23 protein-coding genes and 1 pseudogene are annotated in these 26,598 nt (G+C 69.6%); 7 read left to right on the top strand and 17 right to left on the bottom strand.

Translation table 11 applies throughout. From position 1 onward, the window contains the following. Nucleotides 1-38 precede the first annotated feature (38 nt). The 5 genes from CNO20_RS23240 to citZ all read right to left on the bottom strand — a co-directional run bounded on the left by CNO20_RS23240 (nucleotide 39) and on the right by citZ (nucleotide 6,747). A complete protein-coding gene (locus CNO20_RS23240; RefSeq protein ID WP_199174751.1) occupies nucleotides 39-188 on the bottom strand; it encodes a hypothetical protein in 150 nt (49 codons plus the stop codon). Between the two features lie 147 nt (nucleotides 189-335). Further along, nucleotides 336-623 carry a HalOD1 output domain-containing protein gene (locus CNO20_RS06475; protein WP_101295319.1) on the bottom strand — a complete coding sequence of 96 codons (288 nt, stop codon included), beginning with the start codon at nucleotides 621-623 and terminating at the stop codon, nucleotides 336-338. A 109-nt stretch (nucleotides 624-732) separates the two neighbouring features. Further along, nucleotides 733-4,809: a PAS domain S-box protein gene (locus CNO20_RS06470; protein ID WP_101295318.1), complete on the bottom strand. Its 4,077-nt coding sequence runs from the start codon at nucleotides 4,807-4,809 to the stop codon at nucleotides 733-735. Nucleotides 4,810-4,926: 117 nt separating this feature from the next. Further along, entirely contained in the window at nucleotides 4,927-5,307 is a 381-nt protein-coding gene (locus CNO20_RS06465; protein ID WP_101295317.1) for a hypothetical protein, read from the bottom strand. Between the two features lie 294 nt (nucleotides 5,308-5,601). Further along, nucleotides 5,602-6,747, bottom strand: a complete 1,146-nt coding sequence (citZ, locus tag CNO20_RS06460) for a citrate synthase (RefSeq protein WP_101295316.1) — start codon at nucleotides 6,745-6,747, stop codon at nucleotides 5,602-5,604. A gap of 427 nt (nucleotides 6,748-7,174) precedes the next feature. On the opposite strand from citZ, the gene CNO20_RS06455 reads away from it, so the two are divergent. Then, nucleotides 7,175-8,398 carry a potassium channel family protein gene (locus CNO20_RS06455; RefSeq protein ID WP_101295315.1) on the top strand — a complete coding sequence of 408 codons (1,224 nt, stop codon included), beginning with the start codon at nucleotides 7,175-7,177 and terminating at the stop codon, nucleotides 8,396-8,398. Between the two features lie 55 nt (nucleotides 8,399-8,453). Here the strand turns inward: CNO20_RS06455 and CNO20_RS06450 are convergent, their stop codons facing one another. Both CNO20_RS06450 and CNO20_RS23235 read right to left on the bottom strand, forming a co-directional pair. After that, complete coding sequence (locus CNO20_RS06450; RefSeq protein WP_101295744.1) at nucleotides 8,454-8,744, bottom strand: DUF7536 family protein; 291 nt, start codon at nucleotides 8,742-8,744, stop codon at nucleotides 8,454-8,456. 100 nt (nucleotides 8,745-8,844) lie between these two features. Beyond that, nucleotides 8,845-10,165, bottom strand: a pseudogene (locus CNO20_RS23235) (MFS transporter). Between the two features lie 142 nt (nucleotides 10,166-10,307). On the opposite strand from CNO20_RS23235, the gene CNO20_RS24055 reads away from it, so the two are divergent. Further along, nucleotides 10,308-10,439: a DUF7503 family protein gene (locus tag CNO20_RS24055; protein WP_269844123.1), complete on the top strand. Its 132-nt coding sequence runs from the start codon at nucleotides 10,308-10,310 to the stop codon at nucleotides 10,437-10,439. A gap of 2 nt (nucleotides 10,440-10,441) precedes the next feature. Here the strand turns inward: CNO20_RS24055 and CNO20_RS06440 are convergent, their stop codons facing one another. Both CNO20_RS06440 and CNO20_RS06435 read right to left on the bottom strand, forming a co-directional pair. After that, entirely contained in the window at nucleotides 10,442-12,592 is a 2,151-nt protein-coding gene (locus CNO20_RS06440) for a hypothetical protein (RefSeq protein WP_101295314.1), read from the bottom strand. Further along, complete coding sequence (locus CNO20_RS06435) at nucleotides 12,589-13,266, bottom strand: DUF7504 family protein (RefSeq protein ID WP_101295313.1); 678 nt, start codon at nucleotides 13,264-13,266, stop codon at nucleotides 12,589-12,591. The genes CNO20_RS06440 and CNO20_RS06435 overlap by 4 nt, the downstream gene beginning before the upstream one ends. 132 nt (nucleotides 13,267-13,398) lie before the next feature. Between CNO20_RS06435 and CNO20_RS06430 the strand changes: the two genes are divergently transcribed. Together CNO20_RS06430 and CNO20_RS06425 are read left to right on the top strand one after the other, a co-directional pair. Further along, complete coding sequence (locus CNO20_RS06430; protein ID WP_101295312.1) at nucleotides 13,399-14,355, top strand: succinylglutamate desuccinylase/aspartoacylase family protein; 957 nt, start codon at nucleotides 13,399-13,401, stop codon at nucleotides 14,353-14,355. A gap of 525 nt (nucleotides 14,356-14,880) precedes the next feature. After that, nucleotides 14,881-15,957 (top strand): pyridoxal-phosphate dependent enzyme, encoded by a 1,077-nt coding sequence (locus CNO20_RS06425; protein WP_101295311.1) that lies wholly within the window; start codon nucleotides 14,881-14,883, stop codon nucleotides 15,955-15,957. 110 nt (nucleotides 15,958-16,067) lie between these two features. Here the strand turns inward: CNO20_RS06425 and CNO20_RS22920 are convergent, their stop codons facing one another. Together CNO20_RS22920 and CNO20_RS06420 are read right to left on the bottom strand one after the other, a co-directional pair. Then, nucleotides 16,068-16,217 carry a DUF7511 domain-containing protein gene (locus tag CNO20_RS22920; RefSeq protein WP_158237369.1) on the bottom strand — a complete coding sequence of 50 codons (150 nt, stop codon included), beginning with the start codon at nucleotides 16,215-16,217 and terminating at the stop codon, nucleotides 16,068-16,070. A 261-nt stretch (nucleotides 16,218-16,478) separates the two neighbouring features. Next, nucleotides 16,479-17,816: a tRNA(Ile)(2)-agmatinylcytidine synthase gene (locus CNO20_RS06420; protein WP_101295310.1), complete on the bottom strand. Its 1,338-nt coding sequence runs from the start codon at nucleotides 17,814-17,816 to the stop codon at nucleotides 16,479-16,481. A 146-nt stretch (nucleotides 17,817-17,962) separates the two neighbouring features. Here CNO20_RS06420 and CNO20_RS06415 point away from each other — a divergent pair, with 146 nt between their 5' ends. Then, on the top strand, nucleotides 17,963-18,934 hold the full coding sequence (locus CNO20_RS06415; protein WP_101295309.1) for a transcriptional regulator: 972 nt from the start codon (nucleotides 17,963-17,965) through the stop codon (nucleotides 18,932-18,934). A 161-nt stretch (nucleotides 18,935-19,095) separates the two neighbouring features. Here CNO20_RS06415 and CNO20_RS06410 read toward each other — a convergent pair whose 3' ends face one another. The 6 genes from CNO20_RS06410 to CNO20_RS06385 all read right to left on the bottom strand — a co-directional run bounded on the left by CNO20_RS06410 (nucleotide 19,096) and on the right by CNO20_RS06385 (nucleotide 24,728). Beyond that, nucleotides 19,096-19,368: a glutathione S-transferase N-terminal domain-containing protein gene (locus CNO20_RS06410; protein ID WP_101295308.1), complete on the bottom strand. Its 273-nt coding sequence runs from the start codon at nucleotides 19,366-19,368 to the stop codon at nucleotides 19,096-19,098. A gap of 157 nt (nucleotides 19,369-19,525) precedes the next feature. Further along, on the bottom strand, nucleotides 19,526-20,929 hold the full coding sequence (locus CNO20_RS06405; protein ID WP_101295307.1) for an aryl-sulfate sulfotransferase: 1,404 nt from the start codon (nucleotides 20,927-20,929) through the stop codon (nucleotides 19,526-19,528). A gap of 236 nt (nucleotides 20,930-21,165) precedes the next feature. Continuing rightward, nucleotides 21,166-22,608 carry an NCS2 family permease gene (locus tag CNO20_RS06400; protein ID WP_101295306.1) on the bottom strand — a complete coding sequence of 481 codons (1,443 nt, stop codon included), beginning with the start codon at nucleotides 22,606-22,608 and terminating at the stop codon, nucleotides 21,166-21,168. Between the two features lie 97 nt (nucleotides 22,609-22,705). After that, complete coding sequence (locus CNO20_RS06395; RefSeq protein WP_101295743.1) at nucleotides 22,706-23,419, bottom strand: phosphoribosyltransferase family protein; 714 nt, start codon at nucleotides 23,417-23,419, stop codon at nucleotides 22,706-22,708. 173 nt (nucleotides 23,420-23,592) lie between these two features. After that, nucleotides 23,593-24,114, bottom strand: a complete 522-nt coding sequence (pyrE, locus tag CNO20_RS06390) for an orotate phosphoribosyltransferase (RefSeq protein WP_101295305.1) — start codon at nucleotides 24,112-24,114, stop codon at nucleotides 23,593-23,595. Between the two features lie 71 nt (nucleotides 24,115-24,185). Continuing rightward, the gene (locus CNO20_RS06385) at nucleotides 24,186-24,728 is read right to left on the bottom strand and encodes a CDP-2,3-bis-(O-geranylgeranyl)-sn-glycerol synthase (protein WP_101295304.1); all 543 of its coding nucleotides are present in this window, start codon (nucleotides 24,726-24,728) and stop codon (nucleotides 24,186-24,188) included. A 222-nt stretch (nucleotides 24,729-24,950) separates the two neighbouring features. On the opposite strand from CNO20_RS06385, the gene CNO20_RS06380 reads away from it, so the two are divergent. Continuing rightward, nucleotides 24,951-25,790 (top strand): proline dehydrogenase family protein, encoded by an 840-nt coding sequence (locus CNO20_RS06380; RefSeq protein ID WP_101295303.1) that lies wholly within the window; start codon nucleotides 24,951-24,953, stop codon nucleotides 25,788-25,790. Nucleotides 25,791-25,966: 176 nt separating this feature from the next. Further along, complete coding sequence (locus tag CNO20_RS06375; RefSeq protein WP_101295302.1) at nucleotides 25,967-26,596, top strand: DUF502 domain-containing protein; 630 nt, start codon at nucleotides 25,967-25,969, stop codon at nucleotides 26,594-26,596. Nucleotides 26,597-26,598 lie beyond the last annotated feature (2 nt).

Genomic DNA, 26,598 nt, shown 5'->3' with positions numbered 1-26,598 from the left:
TCGAGGGAGAAGCGAGCGGAGTGCGAAGGCGACGACTGTCAGGGGTCGATCGCCATCGTGACGGTCGACTGGATCCACGCGCGATCGTTGTCGACGTCGACGACGAATCCGATGACCTCGTTGCCGCTGACGTACTCCGTGTAGGTGATTTTCTGTGCCGGTGCGCGTTCTTTCTGTGTGTCTTTCATCTGTGGTGCCTCTGGTGCCTCCGGTCTAGATGTCTCGGAGCGTCCGGATATCCGGACGTCGAGAGACGTCCCGCGCCCGGATCGAGCGGACGTAACGCGTTCGGGACTGTCGACGAGTTCACGGCTGTCAAAGCGGACGCGCCGAGGTCACGGGTCGTTCGGATCGTTCGGGGAGCGGACCGTGACGGTTCCGTCGCTTCGAACGGTGACGACGTACCCGGCGACGACGAGTTCGAGCCGGCCGTCGATCGGCGACGAGCCCCGGAACGGATCGCTGAACAGCTGATCCAGCGCGTCGGCGTCGACGACGTCGTAGAGGACGGGGCCGAGGTCGATCGGATCGACGCCCTCCATCTCGGCGATCGCCTCCACCACCGCGAAGCTCGCGGATTCGGGCGAAACGCCCCATTCCGCCGTAGCGGTATTCGAAGACATCCGACCTCGGTTCGCTGTATGCCGCCCGGCGGCATGAGGACAGCAGCTAGCATAGAAGCGCCGGTCGAGTTGCGGGGGGCTACGATATGAGATGAGACCCGAGAGCGGCTCAGTCGCCGTCGTAGAGCAGTCCGAGGAGTTTCCGCAGCGCCGCGCGGAGGTGGGCGTTGAACGTCGGCTGAGCGATGTCGAACCGCTCCGCGAGCTCGCCGCCGGTGACGGGGCGCGGCGATTCGAAGAATCCGCTGAAGTACGCGGTCCGAAGCACCTCCCGCTGGCGCTCGGTGAGGAGCTCGTCGAACTGCGCTTCGAACTCCCGCGGGGCGCGGTGCGTCGAGGGTCGCTCGCGCCGGGCGACCAGGTCTACCTCGGCGTACCTCGCCTTGAGTGCGCCGACGAGCGCCCGGACGTCTGCGTCCTGCGCCAGCGTGACCGTGATCCGGCCCGCGCCGGACGCCGCGACGAACGCCTCGGCGACGGCGCCGCGGTCGAGGAGAACGGCGAGTAGGTGCGACTCGTCGACGAGACACTCGAAGAGGCACTCGCCGTCGCGCTCGGAGACGCGCCGCACGTCGGAGACGTCGAGCGCCCGATCGAGGAACGACCGGACCGCCTCCGGCGACGCTCCCGAGACCGTGAAGAACGCGTGAACCCCGTCGTCGCGAGCCGAGACGAGGCTCACGAGGTCGAACTCGGCGTCCAGCTCCGCCGTCAGCCGGAGGAACGACACCGACGGGTCGCGGACGGCGAACTCGACCTCGACGACGCCCTCGCTGAGCAGCGCCCGCCTGCTCTCCAGCGCGTTGAGGGAGTGGGCGATCGTCTCGCTCAGCTCCCGGAGCACCGCCCGTTCGAGGTCGTCGAAGACGTTCGGTCGGTCGGCGTACACGCACAGCACGCCGTACAGCGCGTCGCGGTAGCGCAGCGGAAGCGCCACCATCGATCGGTAGCCGCGGCGGAGCGCCTCGCGCCGCCACGGCTCGAACGGCGGATCGTCGAGGATGTCGTCGACGACCTGCGGCCGTCCTGTCTCGATCGCCGAGCCGATCGGGTCCCGTTCGGCTGCGCGCTCCGCGGACCGCTGGAGCCGGTCGAGGTAGCCGTTTTCGACGCCCGACCACTCGCTCGGCGTGACAGTACCCGAAACCGGGTCGTACGCGCCCACCCACGCGAGAACGTACGGCCCCGCGGTCGTCAGCTGGGTGCAGACCGCCCGCTCGATCTCCCGACGCGAGGAGGCGTCGACGAGCGACCCGTGGATCCTTCGGATGACGGTGTTGACGCGGTTCAGCCGCTCCAGCGAGCGGTTCTGCCGTTGCAACAGGGTCTCGCGCTCCACGAGCTGCTGTTCGCGGCGCGTTCGATCCAGCGCGGACTCGACGTTCGCCGTCAGAATCCGCGCGAAGGCCGGCTCGGTGTGGCCCCCCAGCACGTCCGAGAACGCCGCGTCGCTCTCGGCGTCGACCGATTCGGCCGCGCCGACGACGAAGACGCCGTGTCTGCCGAGCGGCAGAATCGCGGCGCTGGACGCCGAGGGTTCGTCTCCCTCGGCGTCGCGCGGGCGGCGGTCGGAGACGACTCGCAGGCGGTTTTCGGCGTAGGCGCGCCAGGCGAGCTCCTCGTCGGCGTCGAGGAGCCGGTCCGCGTCGAGCACCGCGTCGGCTCCGGGTGAGCCGGCCCGCGCCCGGAGCGTTCCGCTCGGTTCGTCGTGCAGCGCGACCATCGTGGTCGGCAGGTGGAGCGCCGTTCGGGCCGTCTCGACGGCGAGGTCGCAGACGTCCTGCGGCGTCTGCGCGTCCAGGAGCGCGCCGGAGGTCTCGGCGAGCGCTTCGAGCTGCGCCTCGCGTCGACGCCGACTGTCCTCCTGGGCGACGCGATCGAGGGCGGCCTCGGTCGTCGCGGCGAGGAGGCGCGCGAGCTGCAGGCGACGGCGGTCGAGCGCGCCCGCGTCCCCGGAGACGACGGCGAAGACGCCGCGGTCGCCGAGCGGGACCCAGACGCCGCTTCGAGCGGCGGCGTCCGGAGGGTACGCGGCGTCGGCGGCGCGGAGGTCGGCGGCGGTGACGGTCCGGCCCTCGCGGAACGCCAGCCAGGCGAGCGAGCGGTCCGCCGGATCGAGCACCGGCTCCCCGCCGAGGAGGTCGACCGCGTCGGCCGAGCAGGCGCCGGGGCGGAGGGAACCGTCGCCGTCGAGGAGGAAGACGACCGCTCCCGGGAGGCCGAGCAGTTCCACCGCCGTCTCGACCGTGCACTCGCAGACCTCGCGCTCGGTGTCGACCCGGAGCAGGTCGCGGCTCGTCCCGTGCAGCGCCGCGAGAGTCCGCTCGAACCACCGCCGTTCGGTGATGTCGCGCACCACCCCGGCCCGTCCGAACCGTTCGCCGTCGAGGGGCAGGAGCGTCAACCGGGCCTCGACCGGGACCGCCCCGCCGTCCGCCGTCGGAAGGTCCGTCTCCAGGGTGACGAACTCCCGGCCGGCCGCGAGCCGCTCCTGGAGCGCCTCGGTCTCGACGGCCATCTCCTCGCCGATCACCGCCGACGCCGGCGCGCCGAGCAGCGCGTCCCGCGGACGGCCCGTCATCGACGCGTACGCCTCGTTGACGAGCACGAACCGGGATTCGTCGTCCAGCGCGTAGATTCCGTCCTTGACGGCGTCGACGATGGTCTCGTACCGTTCGAGCTCCCGCTCGCGTCGTTTCCGCTCCGTCACGTCGCGGAAGTAGACCGAGACGCCCGTCTCGGAGGGGTAGACGTGGACGCGGAACCAGGCGTCGAGGGGCGGGAAGTACTCCTCGAAGGAGATCGGTCGGCCAGACTCCGTCAGGCGCTCGCACTGCCGTCGAAGCGACGGGGTCAGCGCGTCGGACAGCGCCTCCCCGACGGTGACGCCGAGGAGCTCCCGTTCGGGGCGACCGAACACCCGCTCGGCGGGTTCGTTGAGGTACGTGAACCTGCCGTCGGCGTCCAGCGCGAACACCGCGTCGGTGACGCGCGAGAGCACCTCGTTCAGCTCGCGCTTGAGCCGCTCTCTCCCGCGTTCCAGTTCTCGCTGGTACTCCTTTTGTCGGGTGATGGTCTCCCCGGCGACGACGATGCGCTCGATTTCGCCGTCGTCGTCGGAGACGGGCGCGGCGTTCATGAGGAACCACAGCCGCGTCCCGTCGGGGGATTCGAACGCGACTTCCTGTTCGAGCACCGGTTCGCCGGTGTCGAGGACCCGGCCGATCGGGAGGTCGGCCGGCGAGAGCCGCTCGCCGGCCGGATCGAAGACGGGCCAGTGCTCGGCCGGCGGGCGGTCGATCAGCTCCTCCTCGGTGAGATCGAACAGTTCCAGGACCCGCCGGTTCGCCCGAAGCACCTCGCCGTCCGCCGCGTGAACGGTCAGCGGGACGGGGACGGTCTCCAGCAGCCGCTCGGTGAGCTCGCGCTCGCGGCGGAGTTCGCACTCGCGCTCTCTGCGGTGGGAAACGTCCCGGACGACGCCGACCGTGCCGCGGAACTCGCCGTCGGACAGGAGGAGGCACAACCTGAGCTCGCAGGGGATCGTCTCGCCGGCCGCGGTCCGGACGTCGAGCTCGATCGGCTCCGACGTCGTACCCTCGCTTTCGAGCAGGTCGCTGATCCGCGCCCGGACCCGCTCGACGTCCGTCGCACCGAGCAGCAGCGACGCGGACGCGCCGAGCAGCGCCTCCCGGTCGTACCCCGTCACCGCGACGATCGTGTCGTTCACCGCGACGAATCGGCCGTCGGCGTCCAGTTGGTAGATCCCGTCGCCCACCGTGTCGACGAGCGTCCGGTACCGCTCCAGCTCCCACCGGTCGGTGACGTCTCGGACGATCGCGGTGTAGCCCAGCAGCGATTCGTCCTCGCGAACGGTGCGCAGGGCGATCCGCGCGCGGAACCGCGAGCCGTCCTTGCGGCGCCACCACGCCTCGCCGGCGAAGCCGCCCTCGGTCGCCGCGCGGGCCAGATCAGCCTCGAAATCCGCCGGCTCGTCGTCGGGCGGTTCGAACGTCGAGAGGCGGCGGCCGAGAATCTCTTCCTGTCGGTAACCGACGAGCCGTTCCGCGCCCGCGTTCCACGCGGCGACGGAGCCGTCGGCGTCGAGCGCGAGGACGGCGTACTCCTCCGCGCCGTCGACGAGCGCCCGGAACTGGGTTTCGGCGAACCGCGGGGACAGGGACATAGACGGGTACTCTTGGACGCCGACGGAGATACGCTCGGCGCTTCGAAGCGTTTCGATCGCCGAGAACCGGCACGGAACCGTGAGAGTCGGATCCCGCGTGAATCGATCGGCCCGCCCTCAGGCGGATGATCGACGGCGCGTCGCCGCCTCGACGGCCGCGAGCGCGAGGTACGTCCCCGACGCGCCGATGACCAGCGAGACGCTCCCCCTGACGACGGCGGCCGGGAGGAACCGGTAGGCGGCCAGCGCGACCACGTTGAGTCCGACGACGCGCCCGAGCGTCGGGTGGAGCGGCGGCGCGTCGAGCGCGCGTCCGGCCTCGGCGAGAACGCGGAGCGCGCGTCGGAGCGCGGAGACGGCGAGCAGGAGGAGCGCCGCGCCGAGGACGAGCGGGTCGAGCGCGACCGGCACGGGAGTCGCGTAGACGAGGCCGGCGTGCGCGACGAGCGACACGGCCGCGGCGAGGACCGCGAGTGCGCGGAGGGCGATTCGTCTCATGAGAGGTTGTCCGTCACCGATCGACGTAAACGTGCGACCGAGTCGCAGGGAGTGAGGAGGCGTCGATCGCCGAAAACCGCGAAAGCCGGGGTCGGGTCGGGTCGGACGGTACCGTTCGTCGATCGGGACGAACTCGCGGTCCTCGTCGCCGACGTAGCGCGCCCGGGGGCGGATGAGGCGGTCGTCCTCGACCGTTTGCGCTTCGCTCGTGTCGCTCGCTCGACAAAAGCTCGACCAAACCCCTCGTCGCTCCCTTCGGTCGCTCCTCGGGAAAAGGGCAGACTGGACGGCGCGTTACCGTTCGTCGATCGGGACGAACTCGCGGTCCTCGTCGCCGACGTAGCGCGCCCGGGGGCGGATGAGGCGGTTGTCCTCGTACTGTTCGAGCACATGGGCGATCCAGCCGCCGACGCGAGAGAGCGCGAAGATGGGCGTGTAGATGTCGACCGGGATGCCCATCTGGTAGTACGTCGAGGCGGAGTAAAAGTCGACGTTCGGGGCGAGCCCCTTCTCCTCGCCGATGTACTCCTCGATGGCGACCGAGTAGTCGTACCACTTCATGTCGCCCGCGGCCTCGCCGAGCTCCTCGGACTTCTCGCCGAGGATCTTCGCGCGCGGGTCCTTGACGTTGTAGACGCGGTGGCCGAACCCGGGGACGCGGCGGCCCTCCGAGAGCGCCGCCTGCACCCACTCGACGGGCTCTTTGTCGCTCTCGTCGATCTCCTTGAGCATCCGCATGACGTTCTGGTTCGCGCCGCCGTGGAGCGATCCGGCGAGGGTACCGATCGCGCTGGTGACGGCGCTGTGGAGGTCCGAGAGGGTGGAGGCGGTGACCATGGCGGAGAAGGTCGAGGCGTTCAGGCCGTGGTCGGCGTGGAGGACGAGCGCCATGTCGAACGTCTCGGCGAGCACCTCGTCCGGCTCCCCGTCGTTGAGCATGTAGAGGAAGTTCGCGGCGTGATCGAGGTCCTCGCGGGGCGCGACCGGCTCCTCGCCGTTGCGGACGCGGTTGAACGCCGCCAGCGCGGTCGGGATCTTGGCGGTGATCCGGCGGGCCTTCCGGGCGTTCGCCTCGGGATCCGCGACCCGGTCGGCGTCGAAGCCGGCGTCCTCGTCGTACGCCGAGAAGTTGGAGACGACGGTCCGGAGCGCGGCCATCGGGTTCTCGTCCGCCTCGGCGAGCTCCCGGACGGTGTCGAGGACGCGGTTGTCGAGTTCGCGTTCGGGCGCCATCGACGCTTTGAATTCGTCGAGCTCCTCGCGCGTCGGCAGTTCCCCGTGCCAGAGGAGATAGAGGACTTCCTCGTAGCTCGCCCCGCGCGCGAGGTCCTCTATGGCGTATCCGCGGTAGATGAGCCGGCCCTCGTCGCCGTCGATGTGGCTGAGTTCGGACTCGGTGACCAGCACACCTTCCAGCCCCCGCTTAAGATCGTCTGCCATACGCGGAACGTTCCCGACCCTCTCAAAAAAGCGTTATCGTTCGACCTTTTGCGCTGCGGGCTGCCTTCGGCAGCCCTCGGCAAAAGGTCGACCAAAATCCTCGTCGCTCCCTCCGGTCGCTCCTCGGTCCGCTCGTTCACTCCCTTCGGTCGTTCACTCGCGGTACAAAAGCTCGTACACAGCAGCAGCCAGCTGAAGTCCGTGATCTCTCCCGGCGCTTGCAGGCCTCCCTCGTGGCGGAATCTCGATTGTACGAAAATCGCTTCGCGATTTTCGGCCGACGACTGAACGGAGGGACGGCTCCGCCGTCCCGAAGTGAGGGAGGAGCGCTTTTGGTCGAGCTTTTGCCGAGGGCTGCCGAAGGCAGCCCGCAGCGCAAAAGGTCGGGTTGGAAGCGCTTTTGCCATCCGGGACGAAACTGCGTGACATGGACCCCGGGGACGTCGAGTACGAGCCGGTCAGCGTCAAGGCGGTGCTCGCGGAGATGAAGGACACCGCCGAGCTGCTCATCGATCTCTCGTACTCCGCGGTGCTGCACGGCAGCGACGACATCGCGACGGAGGTGCTGGCGCTCGAAGAGCGGATGGACGTGCTGCAGCTCCGCGGCCGGATGAGCCTCCTCCTGGCCGCGCGGACGCCGGACGACGCCGAGGCGCTGGCCCCGGTGCTCGGCGTGGTCGGCGCGGCGCAGAAGATCAGCGACGCGGCCGGGGACATCGCCAAGATCGTCCTCGAGGACATCGGCCTCCCCGACGCGATGCGCGCCGCGCTCCCCGAGGCGGTCGAGACGCTCGTCCGTGGAACGGTCGATCCGAACTCGCCCTACGCCGGGCGGACGCTCGAGGACGTCAACATGGAGACGGAGACTGGCGTCCGCGTCATCGCCATCCGGCGCGCGGGCGACTGGATCACCAACCCGGACCACGCGACGACGCTCGAAGCGAGCGACGTCGTCCTCCTCCGCGGGACGGAGGACGGGCTGGCGACGGTGTACGAGACCGCCACGGGCGTGCCGTACAAGCCGCCGGTGGGCCCCGAGCCGACGATCGACGACCTCGAGCGGGCCGTCGACTCCATCGTGCTGATGAAGAACATCAGCGAACTCGCCGTCGATCTCGCCTACGGCGCGGTGCTGTTCAACAGCGAGGGCGTCGCCGAGGAGGTGAGCGAACTGGAGGCCGAGATGGACGCCCTCGAATCCCGGTTCGAGGCGTGGACGCTCCGCGCGGCGAGCCGCGTCGACGACCCGATCTCGCTCCGGGGCCTGATGCACCTCGGGCACGCGACCGAGGTGATAAGCGACGCGGCGCTCGAGATCAGCGAGGGCGTCCTCCGCGGGCTGGACACCCACCCCGTCGTCGCCGCCGCGGTCGAGGAGAGCGACGAGATCATCGTCCGGCTCACCGTCGCCCCGGGGAGCTCGCTGGCGGACGCGACGCTCGCGGACCGGATGGTGAAGACGGAGACGGGCATGCGCGTCATCGCGGTCCGCCGGCCGGAGGGAACGGGCGACGGCGGCGGCGAGTGGGTGGTCTCGCCGGGGGCGCGGACGGAGCTTCACGCGGGCGACGTCCTCCTCGCCAAGGGAACCCGCGCCGCGGCCGAGCGGCTCAGCGAACTCGTGGGCGATCCGCAGGAGTACGACGAGTGAGGAGGCGGTCGCGCGGCGCGGGGCGGAGCTCGCGCCGAGACGCTCTCCGATCGACTCACAGCTCCCGCGCCAGCCGGTAGGCCGAGGCGACGGTCAGGAGCGCCGTCACGAGCATCGCGCTCGTGGTCGCCAGGACGAACGCGAGCAGCAGGAACCACACCTCCGGTCCGAAGAACGGGTACTCCCGCGTACCCGCGAACGGGCCGAACAGTTCGAGCACCCGGAAGACGTACGCCGCGACGGCGAGGGCGAGGCCGGTCGCCGCGCCGATCCGGGCGTTCCGGCGGACGGCCAGCGCCCGGAGGAGTCCGTCGGCCGGCGGGCGCTCGGGGACATCGTCAGTCACGCTCGGGGGGACGGACTCGGCGGACAAATCCCCATCGTTCCGCGTCGGCGCGGCTGGCGATCGGAGGTGATGCTCGCGCTCGCGAGCCGAGCCGCGGCGCTCAGGCGTACGCCTCGAACTCCTCGCCGAAGGCCAGGAAGTAGCCGGTGCCGAGGAGGCCGACGGCGGTCGCCACACCGAACGCGAGCGTCGGCGACGCGTCGTAGAGCACGCCGCCGAGGGCGGCGCTCGGGATGACGATCGCGTTCCGGAGCAGGTAGTACGAGCCGACGACGCGGCCGCCCTCGTTCCGCTCCGCGGGGCCGACGATGAGCGCCTTGTGCGCCGGTAGGCCGGCGAACCGGAGCCCTGAGAAGGCGAAGAGGACCGCGAGGACGGCGGCGTTCGCGGGCGCGTTGACGAGCAAGAGGGGGAACGCGGCGTAGACGGCGAACCCGACCGCGACGACGGGCTTCAGGCCGACGCGCTGGGCGAATTTCGCCATCGGGGCCATCACGACCAGGGCGACGGCCATCTCGATGGCGAGCAGGACCCCGAAGTACGCGTCGGGGTTGAGCCGCCCGACGACGGGGAGGGTCACGCCGACCGCGAGGAAGTCGACGACGACGATGACGAAGAAGGCGTACACCATCCCGTTGGCGAACCGGACGAGCGTGTCGCCGACGAGAAGCGGGCGCAGCGGGGCCGGCATCCCGCGGATGTCGTCCGCGATCGCGCCGACGCCGGCGAACGACTTGCCGAGGGAGTCCCCGGAGGAGTCGTAGAGGACGTGCTGGGCGACGGTCGCCGCGAGCCCGAACCCCGCCGCGACGAGCAGGACGTAGCCGAAGCCCCGCTCGAACGGGAACGACGCGAGCAGGAACGCCGCGAGCAGCGGGCCGAGCAGGAACGCGGTCCTGCGGAACGTCTCGGTGCTGGCGAACCCGGTTGCGAGGCGGTCGGGGGGGGACGCTCTGCTTGACGACGGCGAACGTGGCTCCGAGGCCGAACGACTTCCACGCCTGCGAGAGGAACAGCCCGAGGAAGATTCCGACCGGCAGGACGACCGGGTCGAGCCGGGGGGGACCGACGGAGAGCCCCGGCAGCGTCACCACTCCGAAGACGTCGGCGAAGAACCAGACGACGAACCCGAGGGTCGAGGCGAGGCCGAACAGCGTGAGCGCGACGCGCGAGCCGATGCGGTCCGACACCGCGCCGCCGGGGTACGGGTAGACCGCGCTGATGAGGTTCCCCACCGTCCCGTACAGGCCGATCGCCACGGGACCCGCGCCGAGCAGGCTCATGTACCGCGGCATGTACCGCCCCGTCATCTGAAAGCCGAGGCTGAAGGCGAACATCGCGACCGACAGGACGAGCACGTCCCCGCGGAGCGCGAAGAACCGCCTGAACGTGGAAAGCGCGCCGACGTCCCGTTCTTGCATGCGCGACTGTTCGCCGGACGCGACAAAACGACTCGGGTTCGAAGCGTTAGTTGTTTCGATCGTCCTATTTTCCATTAAATATCAAATTGGAAGATTGATTTAGGTAATTTCATTTATGAACCGGAGAATGTTCAACCGAAGCATGAGTCAAGATATGAAGGCGTTCCTCCGGGAGAATCCACGAATGATCGGCGTCCTGTTCACGGCGATGCTGTTGCTGTCGCAGGCGGGGGCGGTGGCTGCGAATAACGCTTCGACGATTAATGGCCCCTAATCTTACAAATCCCGTAACAATTCATCTGACCAAGTGAATTGGCCATCGACGACTACAGGGCACAATTCGAGTTCGAGAAATTCGATCAGCTGATCGGTTGAAACCTCGAACGGACCGATAGTCTTTGAACCGAGGTAATACACCGGTTTCTCGTTAATGTAAGGTATAACCAACGAACCAGGACCGTGGGTTTCCGACGGGTAATACGTCGCCCGCACGAGATACTGATCTAACTCCGGCATCGATTCGACGTGAATGAGCGCCGGCATGCCGCTCTCGCTCTGACACAACACCGTTCCACCGTCTCCCAAGACCATGTACTGGTATCCGACGAGCGTCTCGTCCTTCGCGATCGACATGGCGGAGCGCAGGCTGAACCCGCAGTTCAGCAGTCGGGCCAGCATCCGACCCAGCCTGGTCGCCGGGACGTTCGCCACCTCGGCGAGCGTCACGACGCCGCCGTAGCTGCCGCGTTCGATGAGGGCGTGGCCCTGCCGGTAGGATCGGCAGGCGTTCAGGAGGAACGACTCGACGGCGACCTCGCCCTCCATCGAGCGGACGTCGAGGAAGCCGTCCGAGCACTGGAGCCCGCGGTCGTCGACGTGGCCGATGTAGTGGAGGAAGTTCGTCGGTTCGCGCAGCACGGCCTCCAGTTCGTCGGCCGAGAGGTCGTAGTGGATCTCCACGTCGAACCGCAGGAGGTCGCGCTGCCCGTACAGCTCCGCGACGGTTCCCTCCTCGCGCATCTCCTCGTCGTTGCAGACGATCGTGATCTCGATGCTCGTCCGCTCCGTCACGTCGCGCGTGAGCCGCCGGCGGTAGGATTCGGGCGTCGCCTTGCTCGTTCCGAGCGGGTAGCCGTCGCCGACCCACGCATGCTCCATCGTCTCCGCCGACCGCGGCTGGACGATGCTGTCCGCGTCGGGCGCGGCCGCGTCGCCGGCGCTCCGGAGGAAGTCCCCGTCGGCCGCCCCCTCGCTCCAGAGGAGGTCCCCGACGGCGGCCGACGGTTCGCTCCGGAGGAAGTCGGTGACCGCCTGGGGTTCGGGTCGGGGCGGTTCCGCCGCCCGCGACGGACACCGGATGAGCGAGAGGTCGTTCGCCAGGAACGGCAGCATCTCGACGTTGTCCGGAGTGGGGCGGACGTCCGTCGTCAGGCCCCACTCCGGCAGGTGCGGTTCGAGGTCGTCGAACGGAACCGAGAGGTACTCGCCGAGTCGTTCGGCCGGCGGCAGGTCGTACAGCGCGGGGAAGTCGAGGTCGAACGCGCGCTCGACGACGGACCGCTCGTGGAGATCGACGGGGTAGTACCCCTCCGTCCGGGTGAGACAGTCGAGGAAGAACGTCTGCCTGAGCGTCCGGCCGAGCCCCGTTTCGAGGTCGCACCCGTCCGCCAGCGGGTGGCTCCACCCCTCGCCGACCAGCCGCGGCTCGTCGCCCGGAACGACCGCCGCGCCGAGGTAGTACGCGAGCGACGCCGACGCGAAGACGGCCTCCCGGCGCTCCGGGAGGACGATCTCGATCCCCGTGTCCGGGGGGTGAATGTGGGCGGGTGCCTCGAAGCCGTCGCCGAGTTCGAACAGCGGGGGGTGCCCGCGCAACGTCGGGAACGACCGCTCCGCGGAGGTGGTCGAGAGCGCCGACCCGAGCAGGGACACCGCGTCCATCAGCGGCTTCGGATCCGCCGGCGTCCGCACCGTCCCCGCCGGCTTCTCGTGGAACGAGCGGACGCCGACGGTCGCGGGCGTCCGGTCGGCGAACTCGAGGACGGTCCGTCCCTCGTTGTACCTGACGGCGATCGCGCTCTCGACGGCGACGTACAGCTTCACCGGCGCGGTGGTGATCTCGACGTCGTACGCGCCGGGATCCAGCGCGACATCCTCGCGGTTCGACGACTGCGAGAGCGTTCGCCCCGCGGCGTCGCGGACGACGACGGTGGTGAGCTTCGGGAACGCGAGGGCGGAGGTTTCGAGGCCGACCGCGAGGTCGACCGGGAAGAGAAAGTCGTCGGGCGACGCGTCGGTCGGCTCGGTCGGCTCCGCCGCGTACACCTCGAAGCGGGCGTTCTCGATGTCGTCGACGACGCGGATCCCCGGACGGTCTTCGAGCGGCGCGTACCGAACCGCAGGGAGGCGCCCGCAGTCGCCCGTCATACGGCTACCCACTCGGTGACTCCGTACTCGGGCACGTGCCAGCGCTGTTCCGGCCGCATCGATCCGCGCTGCCGGAGTTCGACGCGCGCGTCAAAAAGCGGCGACAGCGACTCGACCCGGGGATCGCCGTCGGGGAGGGGGAGGTGGAAGTGGCCCATGCCGCACACTCCGCGGACCAGCGCGGTGAGCACGCGAAGGAACTGTACGACGGCCGCCTCGTCGTGCCGTTCGAGGAGGATTCCGAGAGAGTCCAGCGACAGGCGGAGTTCGGCCGGCGACAGCGATCCGTGGTCGAGGTCGCCGACGGTCCGAACCAGTCGGCACCGGAGGCGGTCCAGGGACGCGCCTTCCGCGATCGTCTCGGCCTCGGCCTCCCGACGCGTCGCCGATCGTTCCCCGTTGCGCTGATCGATGAGCCGCACGTGCGGGTCGTCGAGCGTCACGTCCCCGGGGAGGCGTTCCTCGATCATGTCAATCGACGAACCGGTGAGGACGACGGTCCGTTCGCGGCGTTCCGTCGGCGCGCCGAGCAGCCGCCGGGTCGCCCTGACGGAGACCGCCTCCGAGACGGTGCCGGTCACGAGCAGATTGCAGCCGTTCCCCTTGAGCCGCGTGAGAACCGCCCCGAGCGAGGGTTCGTCGTCCGCGTCGCGGAACGTCGCCTCGGTCCACATTTCCCACGAAATTCAACCGAGATAACATAAATCTTTTCCGCGCGAGCGAAGCGACTCGGACGCGCCGACCGGCGCAATCCGGCGCAGTCGGGGACCGAACCCCTAAAGGCGGGCGCGTCCGACCATCGAGTAATGACGACGCTCGGAACCGCGAGCGCGGCCCCCGGTGAGGTTGACACGGGCCGGCTCGAAGTGGGGGAAACCCGCGACGGGAGCCCGATCGGGCTCCCGGTGGCAGTGATAAACGGTTTACAGGACGGCAGGACTCTCTACGTGCAGGCGGCGAGCGACGGCGACGAACTGAACGGCGTCGGCGTCGTCAGGCGGGTCGTCCCGCAGCTCGATCCGGCGGAGCTCTCGGGGACGGTACTGGTCGTGGGCATCGTCAACTACCACGCGTTTCAGGTGGCCGAACACCGCAACCCCGTCGACGACACGAAGATGAACCGGACGTACCCCGGCGACGAGAACGGCACGTCGAGCGAGCGGATCGCGGCCGCGACGTTCGACGTGGCGAGGCGGGCGGATCTGATTCTCGACCTCCACCAGGGTTCGACCAGCCGGATGATAAACGAGGTCCGGGTCCGCTGCGGGCGACGCCACCGCCTCCACCGGGAGTGTCTCGAACTGGCGAAGACGTTCGGGTGCGGCTACATCCTCGACCAGAAAGGACCGGAGGGCCAACTCGCCCGGGTCGGACCCGACGAGGGAGTTCCGACGATCGATCCCGAACTCGGCGGCAGCGTCGGGTGGAACGAAGAGAGCATCCGGCTCGGGACGAAAGGAGTGTTCAACGTCCTCCGACACTACGGCTTCCTCGAGGGGAACGTCGATCGGAAGCGGCAGACCCGCGCAAAGGGATTCGACCAGTACGGCTCGCCGACGGGCGGACTCGTCGACTTCGAGAAGGAGCTCGGCGACCGCGTTCGGGCGGGCGACACGCTGTTCGAAGTGACGGACGTGTTCGGTCGGCTGAAGGGTCGCGTCACCGCCGACAACGACGGAATCTTCTGGCGGACCCGCCGCCTCCCGCAGGTGGCGACGGGCGAGTACGTCTGCTCCGTCGGCACCGACATCGACGCGTACTGAGCCGTCTCTGTCGGGGAAGGGCCCGCGGACCGGCCGAGCGAACGAGGGTGCCGGGCGTCGGATCGGAGAGCAGGGAACAGGGCGAAGGCACTACGCATCCCTCTGATCGGCCGAGCCCGAGTGGATCCCGGCGCTCGTGACAGAGTGTTCCCTGCCAGGCGTATCATCGTCGGGGGTTAGCATATAGCATTTGTTTGGTTTTGCAACCCGTTGTCGTCCAACGTCGTCTGGGGAGCGGACACCTGTCCGCGAAGCGGTAGACCGCTTCGCGCACGCGAAGCGCAGCCCCCGCCGTTTCACCGGTTCGGGATCCGGAGGGACGGCGAGAGGGGCACTTGGGTCAGCGGCGACCGAAAGTCGCCGGGCGACTCGCATCCGTCAATCCGAGTCGGCCTAACGAGTGGGTAAGCCACCCACGGTACGGGACCGGCGCGAGGCATTTACGCGTGCCACCTAAGTCGTAAGGTGTCGTCGGGCCCGTGAAAACCGCCACCTACTGGTGGGTTCCCCGCCGTCGGTCGAACGATGCCCACCGATCTCGCCTGTCCCGCCTGCGGCCGCACCTACGAGGATCGCTGGCGCTGCGAGTGCGGCGCGCCGCTCGACCTCGCGGACGAACCGCGGCCCGACGGTCCCGCTCCCGACCCCGGCGAACTCGACGCGCGACGCGGGCTCTGGTCGTTCGACGACTTCCTCCCCGTGGAGCCGCGCGTCACCCTCGGCGAGGGGATGACGCCGCTCGTCGACGCGCCGGCGTGGAGTGCCGAGTTCAAGCTCGAGTACGTCTCCCCCACGGGGAGCTTCAAGGACCGCGGCGCGACGACGACGCTCTCGCGGGCGGTCGAACTCGGCGTCGATCGGGTGATAGAGGACTCGTCGGGGAACGCCGGGGCGGCCGTCGCGACCTACGCCGCGCGCGCCGGCGTCGAGGCGGACGTCTACGTCCCCGCCTCGGCGAAGCCCTCGAAGCTCCGCGCGATCGAGCGGGCGGGAGCGACTCCCGTCCGGATCGAGGGGTCGCGCGAAGACGTGACCGCGGCGTGCGTCGAAGCCGTGGAGCGGGGGGAGGGGTGGTACGCCAGCCACGCGTGGAACCCGGCGTTCTTCGCCGGCACCGCGACGATCGCCTACGAGATCGCCGCCCAGCGCGACTGGTCCGCGCCTGACGCCCTCGTCGCGCCGCTGGGGCACGGAACGCTGTTCCTCGGCGCGCACCGCGGCTTCCGGGCGCTGCTGGAGGCGGGGTGGATCGACTCGATGCCGCGACTCCTCGGCGCGCAGGCGGTGGGGTACGCGCCGATCGCCGCGGAGCGAGGCGACGCGACGGCGGGCGAAAACGACGTCGCCGACGGCATCCAGATACGCGAACCGGTCCGGAGAGGCGAGATCCTCGACGCCGTCTCCGCGACCGACGGCGACGCCATCGCGCTCGGCGCGGCGGCGGTCGAGCGCGAACTGGCGCGGCTCCACCGCCGCGGCTTCTACGTCGAGCCGACGAGCGCGATCGCCCCCGCCGCGCTCCGGGCGTACCGGGAGCGGGGCGTCCTCGATCCGGACGCCGACGTCGTCGTCCCGCTCACGGGGAGCGGGCTCAAAGGATAGGCGGCGCAGGGACGACTGCGTATCGGGGGTGAGGATAGGGGGAATGGTTCGCCCCGGTTTCGGAGCGTGTGCGGAAGCCGGGGGAGCGGTCGGACGGTGCCGAGCTTCGGTTATCGGACGTCGGCGAGGCTGACGTAGGAACCCTCCTGGGCCGTGATCCAGCTCGCGAGGATCTCCTCCTCGGAGGCCTCGCGCGGATACAGCGTGCACTGGTCGTGGCCGTTGTCGTCGGATTCGACGATGAACTCGATGTCGAACACCGGCCAACGGTCGAGTGCGTCGCGGTATGCGCCAGTCGTTTCGACTTCGCTTGTGTTGTCAGGGGCACTCATATGCATTCGCTCCTGTCCGCTCCGACGCCGATCGCCGAAGTCAGCACGTCACGGTTCATCCACCGTCAGCCACTCCCTTAGGTATAGAGATCCTAAGCGGCCGTAGACGGCGGTTACTACCCGGTTAACCGCCCGACGGCGGGACCGTATTCGGCGGCTACCGGCGGCTTTGCCACCGGTAGCGAGGGCTTACCGTTCCGGGTGAACGGCCGCGTCGAAGCCGCCGCGGACGAGCGGCTTGGCGATGTGACGGCGGGCGCACGGCGGCACCTCGTACCACCCGAGGTCGAGGTCCCGGTCGAGCGGCACCGCTTCACGCCCGTCGGCGCGGGTCCCGCACCGGCGGCAGCGGTATCCCTGGTCCCGTCCCGCGCTCTTCATCGACCGGCCGCAGTCCGGGCATTCCGGCGTCGCGAGCTCGGTCCGGACGAGGTCGCGGACGGCGAACTTCTCCAGCTTGAGCGTCCCCTCGCGGACCTCGCCGCACACGGTCACCCGGTCGCCCGGCCGGAGCGCGCGGACCCGATCGCGGAAGTGCTTGGTCGGCTCGAACGCCACGCACCGGAGCTCGCGCCCGTCCGCCGAGAGCGCCAGGAAGACGTGTCCGCCGGGACGCGTCTCCGGGGCGGTCGAGACGGTCCCCGTGAGCCGGTACGCCCCGCCGTCCTCGACCGGCACCGGTTCGGAGTCCGCCCCGTCTCCGTCCGCGGCTCGCCCGTCCGGATCGGGTCCGTCGGCGGACGGATCGAGGGTTCCCCGGCGGAGGTGGGCGTCCGTCCCCTGGTTCGTCCTGAACAGCGCCGTTCGCTCGACCGGCTCGCCCTCGATCCCGTCCGCGACCGCGCGGACGGCGTCGGGATCGTCCCCGCGGACGCCGTAGAGGATGGGACACGGCGTGTGGGGCACGCAGACGGCTTCGCCCTCGCCGCGGTCGACCGTGTCCCAGACCGCCGGGTAGCCCTCGTCGGCGGCCGCGAACACGGACTCGGCGTCGACCTCCCGCGGCGTCCCGCAGCGGTCGAGCGTCCGGTAGGAGATGTGCTCGTAGGTCCAGTCGTCGAAAGCCGCCTCCGCGCCGACGGCCGCGAGCGCCCCGATGCGGCCCCGGCCCTCCTTCCAGCCGCGGTGCCGGTAGCCGACGGCGTCCGACAGGGCGACCGCGTCGGCGATGGAGTGGTGCCCGCGGACGGCTCGCCGCGCGAAGTCGGCGATCTCGTCGCGGACGGCCGCGGGGTCGCCCTCGGCGACGACGAGACCGGGGCTGGTCCGCGGATCGTCCGCCACCGCGAACCGATCGAGCTCGCGCCGGGCGAGGTCGAACGCCACGTCGGCGTCGAGGTCCGTGTGGACGGCGAGCGCCGCGTTGCCGCGCGTCTTGTGCCTCACGGCGGGGTTGAGCCTGACGAGGAGCAGGTCGTCGACGCGACCGCCGGCCTCGCGGACGGCCTCCGCGACCCGGACCGCGACGTAGGTCGTACACATCCCGCCCTCGCGGGAGTCGGTGTCGTCGAGGCCGATGACGGTCATCGACGGTGCTACTCGGGCGAGCGAAAAGGCGCTTTCGCGTTCGGTCCGCCTATTTAACTCTGCTGGAAGGGCTCGGAACTAATCGGGAGACGCGGCGTCCGTAGCCGACAAAACACATATATGTGCGGAATCGCCTATTACCTTCTATGTCCCGGTCCGCACTGGTCGGAAACATCACCGCGATGCTGCAGGACGCCGGATTCGCGGTGAGCGACCGCTGTGCGATCCGGCCCAAGAGCTTCGACCTCGCGGCGCGGCGCGGGGAGGATCTCGTCCTCGTGAAGATCCTCGGGAACATCGACGCGTTCGACGCCGAGACCGGGGCGGAGATGCGCCGCCTCGGGACCTACCTCTCTGCGACGCCGCTCGTGATCGGGCTTCGGACGCGCGACGAGGACCTCAAGCCGGGCGTGGTCTACTTCCGCCACGGCGTGCCGGTGTTCAACCCGGACACGGCGATGGACCTGTTCGTCGAGGGCGTGCCGCCGCTCATCTACGCCGCGCCCGGCGGGCTGTACGTCAACATCGACGGCGACCTCCTCGCCGAGGAGCGCGAGCGCCGCGGCTGGAGTCTCGGCCGGTTGGCGACGGAACTCGGCGTCTCCCGGCGCACCGTCTCCAAGTACGAAGACGGGATGAACGCCAGCATCGAGGTGGCGATCCACCTCGAAGAGCTGTTCGACCGCCCGTTCAGCAGCCCCGTGGAAGTGATGGAGGGGGCGGAGGAGGTCCGCGACGCGGAGCCGACGCCGGAGGCCCCCGAGGCGGACCCCGACGACGAGCACGTCGTCGCCGTGCTCACGCGGGCGGGCTTCACGGTCCACCCGACGGCCCGCGCGCCGTTCAAGGCGGTCAGCGAGGACAGCCACCGCCGCGAGGAGAGCGTGCTGACGGGTCACTCGCCGTTCACCCGGAGCGCCGAAAAGCGCGCCCGGATCATGTCCTCGATCAGCCGCGTCGCGCGGACCCGCTCCGTCTACTTCACCGAGGAGCACTCGAAGCGCGAGTCGGTCGAGGGGACCGCGATCGTCAGCTGCGAGGAGCTCGCCGAGATCGACGACCCCGACGTGATCCGCGACCTCATCCGCGAGCGGACGCCCGAGCCCGTCGAAGGATAACGGTGGAAGGGCTCACCTCGCTCACCGATTTCTCCGCGGACTACGCGCTCACCGTCCGATCGTGAACCGTCGGTTCGCGAGCCGCCGCCGCGGCTGCCGGGGCTTTCGAGGGCGGCAGGGCGGATCGGTGGATCGGCGAACCGCCGAAAAACGGTGGCGGCCTACGCCGCGCTCTCGGCTTCGGAGCCGGAGCCGTACGTCTCCTCCAGGTAGGCGACGATGTCGTCGCTTTCGGGCATCCCCTCGACGCCGTGTTCCTCGTCGACGAGCACCGGCACCCCGGTCTGGCCGCTGACCTCCTCCACCTCGGTACGGTCGGAGCGGGAGCGGGGCACCGTGCGCGCCTCGTATTCGAGGCCGAGCTCCGCGAGCTTGTTCTTCACTTTCGTGCAGAAGGGGCAGCCTTCCAGTTCGTACAGGATGAGGTTCGACATCGCCGACACGTAAGGGAGTGGGCGTTAAGAACCCGACGGTGGTGTGTGCCCCGAGCGCCAGGTCGGCGCGAGGGTGTGTGCACCGAACGCCGCCGACGGCGCACGCGTCGCGTTCGTCGAGCGCCACGCCGGCGCGAGAGCGAAAGCGGGGCGACCCTCACGTGACGCGCGCGACGACCGTCCGCATCCCGTCGGCGATCCGCCGCCGCTGGTAGACGATCTCCGCGCCGGCCCAGCCGAGCGCGACGAGGAGGCCGAGAACGGCGAACGCGAAGTCCCAGCCGGACATCCACGTGGGTCGGATCCACGGCGTCGCGTGCGACCACGTCCGGGCGAACTCCACCATCGGCCCTTCGAGCGACGTCTCCGAGAACGTCGCCTCGACCCGCACCGCGAACGGGAGATCGTCGCCCGTGCCGGGGCGCAGCCCCGCGCTGCCGCTGATCTCGTAGGTCCCGCTCGCGCCCTGATCGCGGATCGTCGGCCCGTTCGATTCGGGGCCGTGCTCGACGCGCTCGGCGTCGTACGGCCCCCAGGTCGCGTAGTACTCCCAGACGATCCGCCCCTCCGGCGTCACCTCGATGACCCGGTGGTTGAGCGTGTCGGTGATGAGGGTGTTGCCGTTCGGCAGGCGGTCGGCGTCGCGCGGCCAGTTCAGCTGTCCGGGACCGCCGACCTCCCACGTCCGCACCCACTCGCCGTCCTCTCTCGCGTACTCGACGACGCGGTCGTTCTCGGAGTCGGCGACGAGGATCGTCGGCGTGCCGTTTTCGCTCTCGAGGTAGTCGGGGTTGTGCTGCTCGTAGAGGGTCTCGTGGTCGCCGTCCTCGCCGAGGCGCGCTTCGATCTCGCCTGTCGTCCGGTTGACGATGATAGCCTGGTCGAAGTTGCGCGGCGAGAGCAAGAGGCGGTGCTCGTCGATCACGTCGACGTCGTTGACGTGACTCCAGTCCTCTTTCATCCCGCCGTCCGTCGACGCCGGGTAGTGGTCCTTGAAGTACCACTCCCAGGTGATCTCGTCGGTCGTCCGGTTGTAGACGAAGATCCGGTCGTCGCTCGTTTCGTTTTCCGCGTCCCACTCGCGCATGTTGGCGACGACGAGTTCGTCCTCGCTCAGCCGCGCCACGTCGTGGGTGTCTTTCAGGTCGAACTCCTCCTCCCAGACGCGCTCTTTCGTCTCGGGGTCGAGTTCGTAGACGAGCGTCTTTCCGGGCCTCGTCGAGGTCACGAGCAGGTTGCCGTTCGGCAGCGGATCCACGTCGTAGAACCACGTCGCCCCGCGCTTCGAGCCGTTGTACACCCAGTCGGTCTCGCCGCGCTCGCCGACCCCGACGAGGCGCGCGGGCTTTTTGGTCGAGCCGCGGCCCTCGAAGTGAAAACCCTGGGCGGAGACGACGGTCGAGCCGTTCGCCGGGCTCGTCACCGTGCCGCGCTTGAGGTCCGCGTGCTCCGTCGACCGGTCCGCGACGGCCGCGACACCGGCCGGCGACAGCAGCGCGAGCACGGAGAGGAGGGCGAACCCGCGCAGGAGCCAGCGTTTCGACGGGAGGGTCGGCTGCATGGGTAAACCAGTAGTTCCGACCGTTGAAACGTTTGTGATGAGTGACGCTCGAACGACCCCCCACGCGAGGGGGCAGCGAGAGCCGGGAGGACCGAGAAGATCGCGATCGTCGTCGTTCGACGCGGAGCGGGACCTCACGGGGAGTATCGGAGCCAGCCGGCGGTTCCAAAGCCCGTCCCTGGGCGGCGTCTCTCGGGTTTTCGCCGAGAATCTCTGAACTTCTCCGATATTCCCTGTCAGACGGCCGCCTGGAGCACGCCGCTCGTCCGGACGAAGAAGTAGAGGACGAAGGCGGCTGCGAGCACCCAGTGACCGGCGCGGACGTCGTCCAGTTCGCCGGCGGCGAGCTTGACGATCGGGTAGGAGACGATACCGGCGGCGATGCCGTAGGCGATGGAGAACGTGAACGGCATGACGAGGATCGTCAGCCCGGCCGGCACGGCGTAAGTGATGTCCTGCCAGGCGATGTCGACCACGTTCTGCAGCATCACGACGCCGATGACGACGAGGGCGATGTGCGAGGCGTACAGGGGGATCGCCGTCGCCAGCGGGACGAGCACGAGCGACGCGAGAAAGAGCGCGGCGACGGTCAGCGCGGTGAGGCCCGTCCGGCCGCCCTCCTCGACGCCCGAGGCGCTCTCGATGTACGTCGTCACCGTCGACGTGCCGAGCATCCCGCCCACGGTCGTGCCGATCGCGTCGGCCATGAGCGGCTTGTCGACGTCGGGGAGGTTGCCGTCCTCGTCGAGGAAGCCGGCGACCTGGCCGACGCCGGTGATTGTTCCGGCGGTGTCGAAGAAGTCGACGAAGAAGAACGTGAACACGACGAGCGCGAACGTGAACGCCTCGACGTCGGCGAGGCCCGCGAGGAACGCGCCGGCGAGCGGGCGGATGTCGTACGTCGCGCTCCCCGCGGCACCCGTCAGCCCGGCGTCGGGGGAGACCGCGCCGCCCCACGTCACGAGATACCCCAGCGCGGTGGTGGCGAGAATGCCGAGGATGATCGATCCGCGGACGCCGCGGGCGTACAACCCGAACGTCAGGAACAGGCCGAACACCGAGAGGACGGCGACGGGGTCGGACGCGACGGGGCCGAGCGTCACGAGCGTCTCCGGGTGGGCGACCACGATACCCATCGCCTGGAGCCCGATGATGGCGAGGAACAGCCCAATCCCCGTCCCGACGGCGAACTTCACGGGCTCGGGGAACAGGTCGATGACGTACTCGCGCGCGCCGAGGGCGGTGAGGGCGATGAAGACGATCCCCTCGACGACGACGGCGGCGAGCGCCGTCTGCCAGGGGATGCCGAGCGCGCCGACGACCGTGAACGCGAAGAACGCGTTCAACCCGAGGCCGGGCGCCTGCGCGAACGGCCGATTCGCGTACAGCGCCATGACGAGCGTCGCCACGGCCGCCGAGATGATCGTGACGACGGCGATCATCGAGACGACCTGGCCGTAGGAGTACCCCGGCACCGCGATTCCGGGGAGGTTCTGCGCCGGGTTCGCCGCCAGGATCGACGGGTTGACCACGACGATGTACGACATGGTCAGGAAGGTCGTGACTCCGGCGAGGATCTCCGTTGCGACTGTGGTGCCGTGTTCGTCGAGGTCGAAGTAGTCCGAGAGGGTGCCGCGGATCCCCCCGGCCGAACTAGTCTTCGTGTCGCTGAGCCCCATTGTGGTGACTGAGCATAATCGTGCTATCGGACATAAGCGTTCCCATCCATAGAACTGAAGCTATGCACGAATGTGCTACAGGCGGGACGGCGGTCGATCACTCGAACGCGGTGAGCGCGGCGACGGGCGCGTCGGTCAGGGCCCGGGCGCGCTCCATCCCCTCGTCGCCGACGGCGATGAGCGCGAACACGCCGACCACCTCCGTGTCCGCCTGGCGCGCGATGTCGAGGAGGAGCTCCTGCGTCTCGCCCGAGCGGATGAGGTCGTCGACGACGAGCACCCGCTGGCCCGGCGAGAGCGCGCTGGCGGGGAGGTAGTAGGTGAGTTCGATGCCGGAGGCCAGCCGCTGCCGGGACTCGATGAACTCCTCGACCGCGGTCTCCTTGGACTTCTTCGCGTACGCCAGGTGGGCGTCGAAGTAGCCGGCCATCGCGGCGCCGAGGGTGATCCCGTCCGTCGCCGCCGTCAGCACCACGTCGGGTCGCTCGAAGCCGAACGCGTCGGCGGCGACCGGCGCGACGAGGTCGAGGAAGGACTGATCGAAGACGACGCCGGAGTTGTCGACGTACCCCTCCTCGTCGAACGCCACGCGCGCTTCGAGTTCGTCTGCGAGCGCCTCGCGGCCGACTCCCTCGACCACCTCGCGGGCGCGCTCGGTTCCGGGGAGGACGTGGCCGTTCACGTACCGGTTCAGATCGCCCGCCGGGAGACCCGTGAGCTCGGAGAGCTCGTCGTAGGTTCTCGTGTCCTTGAGCATCCGCAACACGGCGACCGCCTGCAACTGGAGGGCCGCCTTCTCCGCTCTGTTCATGCCGGTGTACTCGCGATCGCACAAACATGAGCACTTCGATATCCGAGAGAGAAAAATTGGACACGATCGTGGCGGTCAGCTCGCGTCGACCGCGCGTCTCGGCGATACGGCGGACGGCGGTGAGCCCGACGCCGGGCCGGCGTCGGCAGTTCCGTCCAGGCGGCGCGTCGGCCCTACGCGTCCGCCAGCAGGTCCGACGCCGTGAGCAGGGCCTCCAGTTCGACGCCGTGCTCCCCGAGCAGCGCGCGCGCGCCCTCCTCGCGGTCGACGACGACGAGCGCGCGGTTCACCTCGGCGCCGGCCTCGCGGAGCGCCTCGACCGCGTCGAGCGCGCTCCTGCCGGTGGTCGCGATGTCCTCCAGCACGACGACCTCCTCGCCCTCGTCGAGGCGGCCCTCGACGCGCTTCGCGGTGCCGTACTCCTTCGCCTTCTTCCGGGCGATCACGTAGGGGCTGTCGGTCTCGACGCTCGTGACCGCGACGAGGGGGACGCCCCCGAGCGCGACGCCCGCGAGCTTGGCGTCGCCGACGCGCTCCGCGAACGCGTCGGCGATGAGCCGCAGGCAGCGCGGGTCCGTCTCGAAGAGGTACTTGTCGACGTAGTAGTCGCTCGTGCCGCCGTGGGAGAGTTCGAACTCGCCGAACCGGACGGCGTCCGCGTCCCGCAGCGCCTCGATGAGGTCCTGGTTCGCCATTGCAGGGTGTGGGTTCGTGAGGGAGTATAAGCGGGCCGGTTGCGGGCCGGCCGGGTCGATGAGCGACGGGGCTACCAGGGTTCGTCTTTCAGGCCGAGCGCGTAGGCGATCGCGTTCGTCGCGACGTGCAGGACGGGCGTGAGGACGATGACGACGGCGAGCACGGGCGGCGTGAACGTCCTGACGAACCACCGCGGGGCGACGAGGCGGGCGAGCGCGAGCGCGCCGGCGGCGAAATCGAGCTGGTCGAGGCCGGGTAACGACGCGCCGCGCTCGCGGCCGGTTCGGCGCTTGAGGAACGACGCGCCGATGTCGCCGAGCATCGATCCGAGCGCCAGCGCGAGGCCGGCCCGGAGCGGAAATTCCGGCAGCGAAACCCCGATGGCGTCCGAGGCCCGCCGGTTGACCGCGTTCAGCGCGATCGCCAGGAGAACGCCCGCGAGCGTCCCGACGGCGGTCCCGCGCCAGGTCTTTCCGTCGCCGAGGAGCCGCCTGCCGCCCCACGTCCGGCCGCCGTCGATGGGACGACCGCCCCCGGCGAGGACCGCGACGTTGTTCGGGACGTACGCGGGCAGCATGGCCCAGACCGCGCTGACGAGGTGGGTGACGACCATACGCCGGGGATCGGACGGACGGGTTTAATTCTCGCCGGTTTCGCTCGGCGGCGGACGGCGCGGGCGTCGGGGACGCCCGCTGCGCGAGCCGACGAGACGGGCCGGCGAGTCGCCCTGATGGGACGGGAACAGACGAGACGGGCCGAGGAGACACCCCGACGGGTGCGCGGTCGACGACTCCGAAGAACAACACGCTTAATCGGGGGTGACAAATCACAGGGTATGATACCGCCGATCGCCAACCGATTCGTCGCGGGCGAGACGCCGCCGGAGGCGCTCGATCACGCGCGGCGGGCGAACGAGGACGGCGTGAAGGTCATCCTGAACCTGCTCGGCGAACACTACCGTGCGCGGGAACCGGCCGACGAGGACGCGGCGGCGTACCTCCGACTGATCGAGGACATCGCGGCGACGGACCTCGACGCGTGCGTGTCGGTCAAACCCTCCCAGATCGGCCTCGACGTCGGCGAGGACGTGTTCAGACGGAACTACCGCGACGTCGTCGCGCGCGGGGTCGACCGGGGCGTGTTCGTCTGGTGCGACATGGAGGACCACACGACGACGGACGCGACGCTGAACGCCTACGAGGAGCTCGCCCGCGAGTTCGACGGCGGCGTCGGCGTCTGCGTGCAGGCGAACCTCCGGCGGACCCGCGAGGACCTCGACCGGCTCGCGGACGTGCCGGGGAAGGTGCGGCTCGTCAAGGGCGCGTACGACGAGCCCGCCGACATCGCCTACACGAGGAAGGAGGAGGTCAACGAGGCGTACCGCGAGGACCTGGAGTTCGCCTTCGAGCGGTTCGACGGCGGAATCGCCGTCGGCAGCCACGACCCGGCGATGATCGACCACGCGATCGCCCTCCACGAGGAGCACGGGACGCCGTTCGAGATTCAGATGCTCATGGGCGTCCGCGAGGACGCCCAGCGCGAGCTCGCGGCGCGGGGATACGACGTGTGGCAGTACGCCCCGTACGGCGGGAAGTGGTTCTCGTACTTCTACCGGCGCGTCCGCGAGCGCAAGGAGAACGCGCTGTTCGCGCTCCGGGCGGTCGCGGGCGTCTGAGCCGACGAATCGATCGGCCGGGTTCGGCGGGTCCGGCGACGACCGGCCGAACGACCGCTCGGCAATCGACCGGCGACCGCCCGACGACTGACCGCCGGCTGATCGGCGATCGGCCGACGGTCGGCGACCGGCGGTAGAAGACCTCATTACTCCCCCGTTCGCACTATGGTCCATAGATGTCCACGTGGAAGCGCGATGCCGCGAGCGGCCTCATCGTCCTCGTCCCCATCATCGTCATCGTCCTCGTTCTCAACTGGCTCTACAACCAGATCGCCGACCTCCCGCTCGTCAACGGCATCGAGCCGACGTGGGCCCGGGTCATCATCGCCCTCGTCGTGTTCGTGATGCTCGTCTTCTCGGTCGGGTACCTGATGCGAACGACGCTCGGTCGGCTCGTCGAGGAGGGGATCGACAACACGATGAACCGCGTTCCGCTCATTCGCGTGGTGTACAACGCCTCGAAACTCGCCGTCGAAACCGCCCTCACCGGCACCGACGACCTCCAGAAGCCGGTCCGGATCGAGACGTGGAACGGCATCAGGATGACCGCCTTCAAGACCGGAAAGCGGACCAGCGACGGGAGGGAGGTGCTGTTCATGCCGACCGCGCCGAACATCACGACAGGATTCGTCATCGAGGTCGAACCGAGCCGGATCGAGGAGACCGGCGAGAAGGTCGAGGAGGCGCTGACGCGCATCCTGAGCGCCGGGTTCGCCGAAACCGACGAGGGCGTCGCCATCAACGTCACGGAGGAGGGCGTCGAGGACCTCGGACGCCGGCCGCGGGCGGACGGCGACCGGCCCTAGAC

The organism is Halegenticoccus soli (assembly GCF_002844195.1).
GTDB classification, from domain to species: Archaea; Halobacteriota; Halobacteria; order Halobacteriales; family Haloferacaceae; genus Halegenticoccus; species Halegenticoccus soli.
Note: the sequence above shows the minus strand (reverse complement) of the source record. Positions and strands in the feature narration are given on the sequence as shown.

Coding starts and splice junctions, on each gene's coding strand:
- citZ (WP_101295316.1), bottom strand. CDS start 6,747: ATGGCAGACGATCTTAAGCGGGGGCTGGAAGGTGTGCTGGTCACCGAG.
- CNO20_RS06400 (WP_101295306.1), bottom strand. CDS start 22,608: ATGGGGCTCAGCGACACGAAGACTAGTTCGGCCGGGGGGATCCGCGGC.
- CNO20_RS06410 (WP_101295308.1), bottom strand. CDS start 19,368: ATGTCGAACCTCATCCTGTACGAACTGGAAGGCTGCCCCTTCTGCACG.
- CNO20_RS06425 (WP_101295311.1), top strand. CDS start 14,881: ATGCCCACCGATCTCGCCTGTCCCGCCTGCGGCCGCACCTACGAGGAT.
- CNO20_RS24055 (WP_269844123.1), top strand. CDS start 10,308: ATGAGTCAAGATATGAAGGCGTTCCTCCGGGAGAATCCACGAATGATC.
- CNO20_RS06380 (WP_101295303.1), top strand. CDS start 24,951: ATGATACCGCCGATCGCCAACCGATTCGTCGCGGGCGAGACGCCGCCG.
- CNO20_RS06435 (WP_101295313.1), bottom strand. CDS start 13,266: ATGTGGACCGAGGCGACGTTCCGCGACGCGGACGACGAACCCTCGCTC.
- CNO20_RS06470 (WP_101295318.1), bottom strand. CDS start 4,809: ATGTCCCTGTCCCCGCGGTTCGCCGAAACCCAGTTCCGGGCGCTCGTC.
- CNO20_RS23240 (WP_199174751.1), bottom strand. CDS start 188: ATGAAAGACACACAGAAAGAACGCGCACCGGCACAGAAAATCACCTAC.
- CNO20_RS06430 (WP_101295312.1), top strand. CDS start 13,399: ATGACGACGCTCGGAACCGCGAGCGCGGCCCCCGGTGAGGTTGACACG.
- CNO20_RS06455 (WP_101295315.1), top strand. CDS start 7,175: ATGGACCCCGGGGACGTCGAGTACGAGCCGGTCAGCGTCAAGGCGGTG.
- CNO20_RS06440 (WP_101295314.1), bottom strand. CDS start 12,592: ATGACGGGCGACTGCGGGCGCCTCCCTGCGGTTCGGTACGCGCCGCTC.
- CNO20_RS06420 (WP_101295310.1), bottom strand. CDS start 17,816: ATGACCGTCATCGGCCTCGACGACACCGACTCCCGCGAGGGCGGGATG.
- CNO20_RS06465 (WP_101295317.1), bottom strand. CDS start 5,307: ATGAGACGAATCGCCCTCCGCGCACTCGCGGTCCTCGCCGCGGCCGTG.
- pyrE (WP_101295305.1), bottom strand. CDS start 24,114: ATGGCGAACCAGGACCTCATCGAGGCGCTGCGGGACGCGGACGCCGTC.
- CNO20_RS06385 (WP_101295304.1), bottom strand. CDS start 24,728: ATGGTCGTCACCCACCTCGTCAGCGCGGTCTGGGCCATGCTGCCCGCG.
- CNO20_RS06405 (WP_101295307.1), bottom strand. CDS start 20,929: ATGCAGCCGACCCTCCCGTCGAAACGCTGGCTCCTGCGCGGGTTCGCC.
- CNO20_RS06415 (WP_101295309.1), top strand. CDS start 17,963: ATGTCCCGGTCCGCACTGGTCGGAAACATCACCGCGATGCTGCAGGAC.
- CNO20_RS06475 (WP_101295319.1), bottom strand. CDS start 623: ATGTCTTCGAATACCGCTACGGCGGAATGGGGCGTTTCGCCCGAATCC.
- CNO20_RS06375 (WP_101295302.1), top strand. CDS start 25,967: ATGTCCACGTGGAAGCGCGATGCCGCGAGCGGCCTCATCGTCCTCGTC.
- CNO20_RS06395 (WP_101295743.1), bottom strand. CDS start 23,419: ATGAACAGAGCGGAGAAGGCGGCCCTCCAGTTGCAGGCGGTCGCCGTG.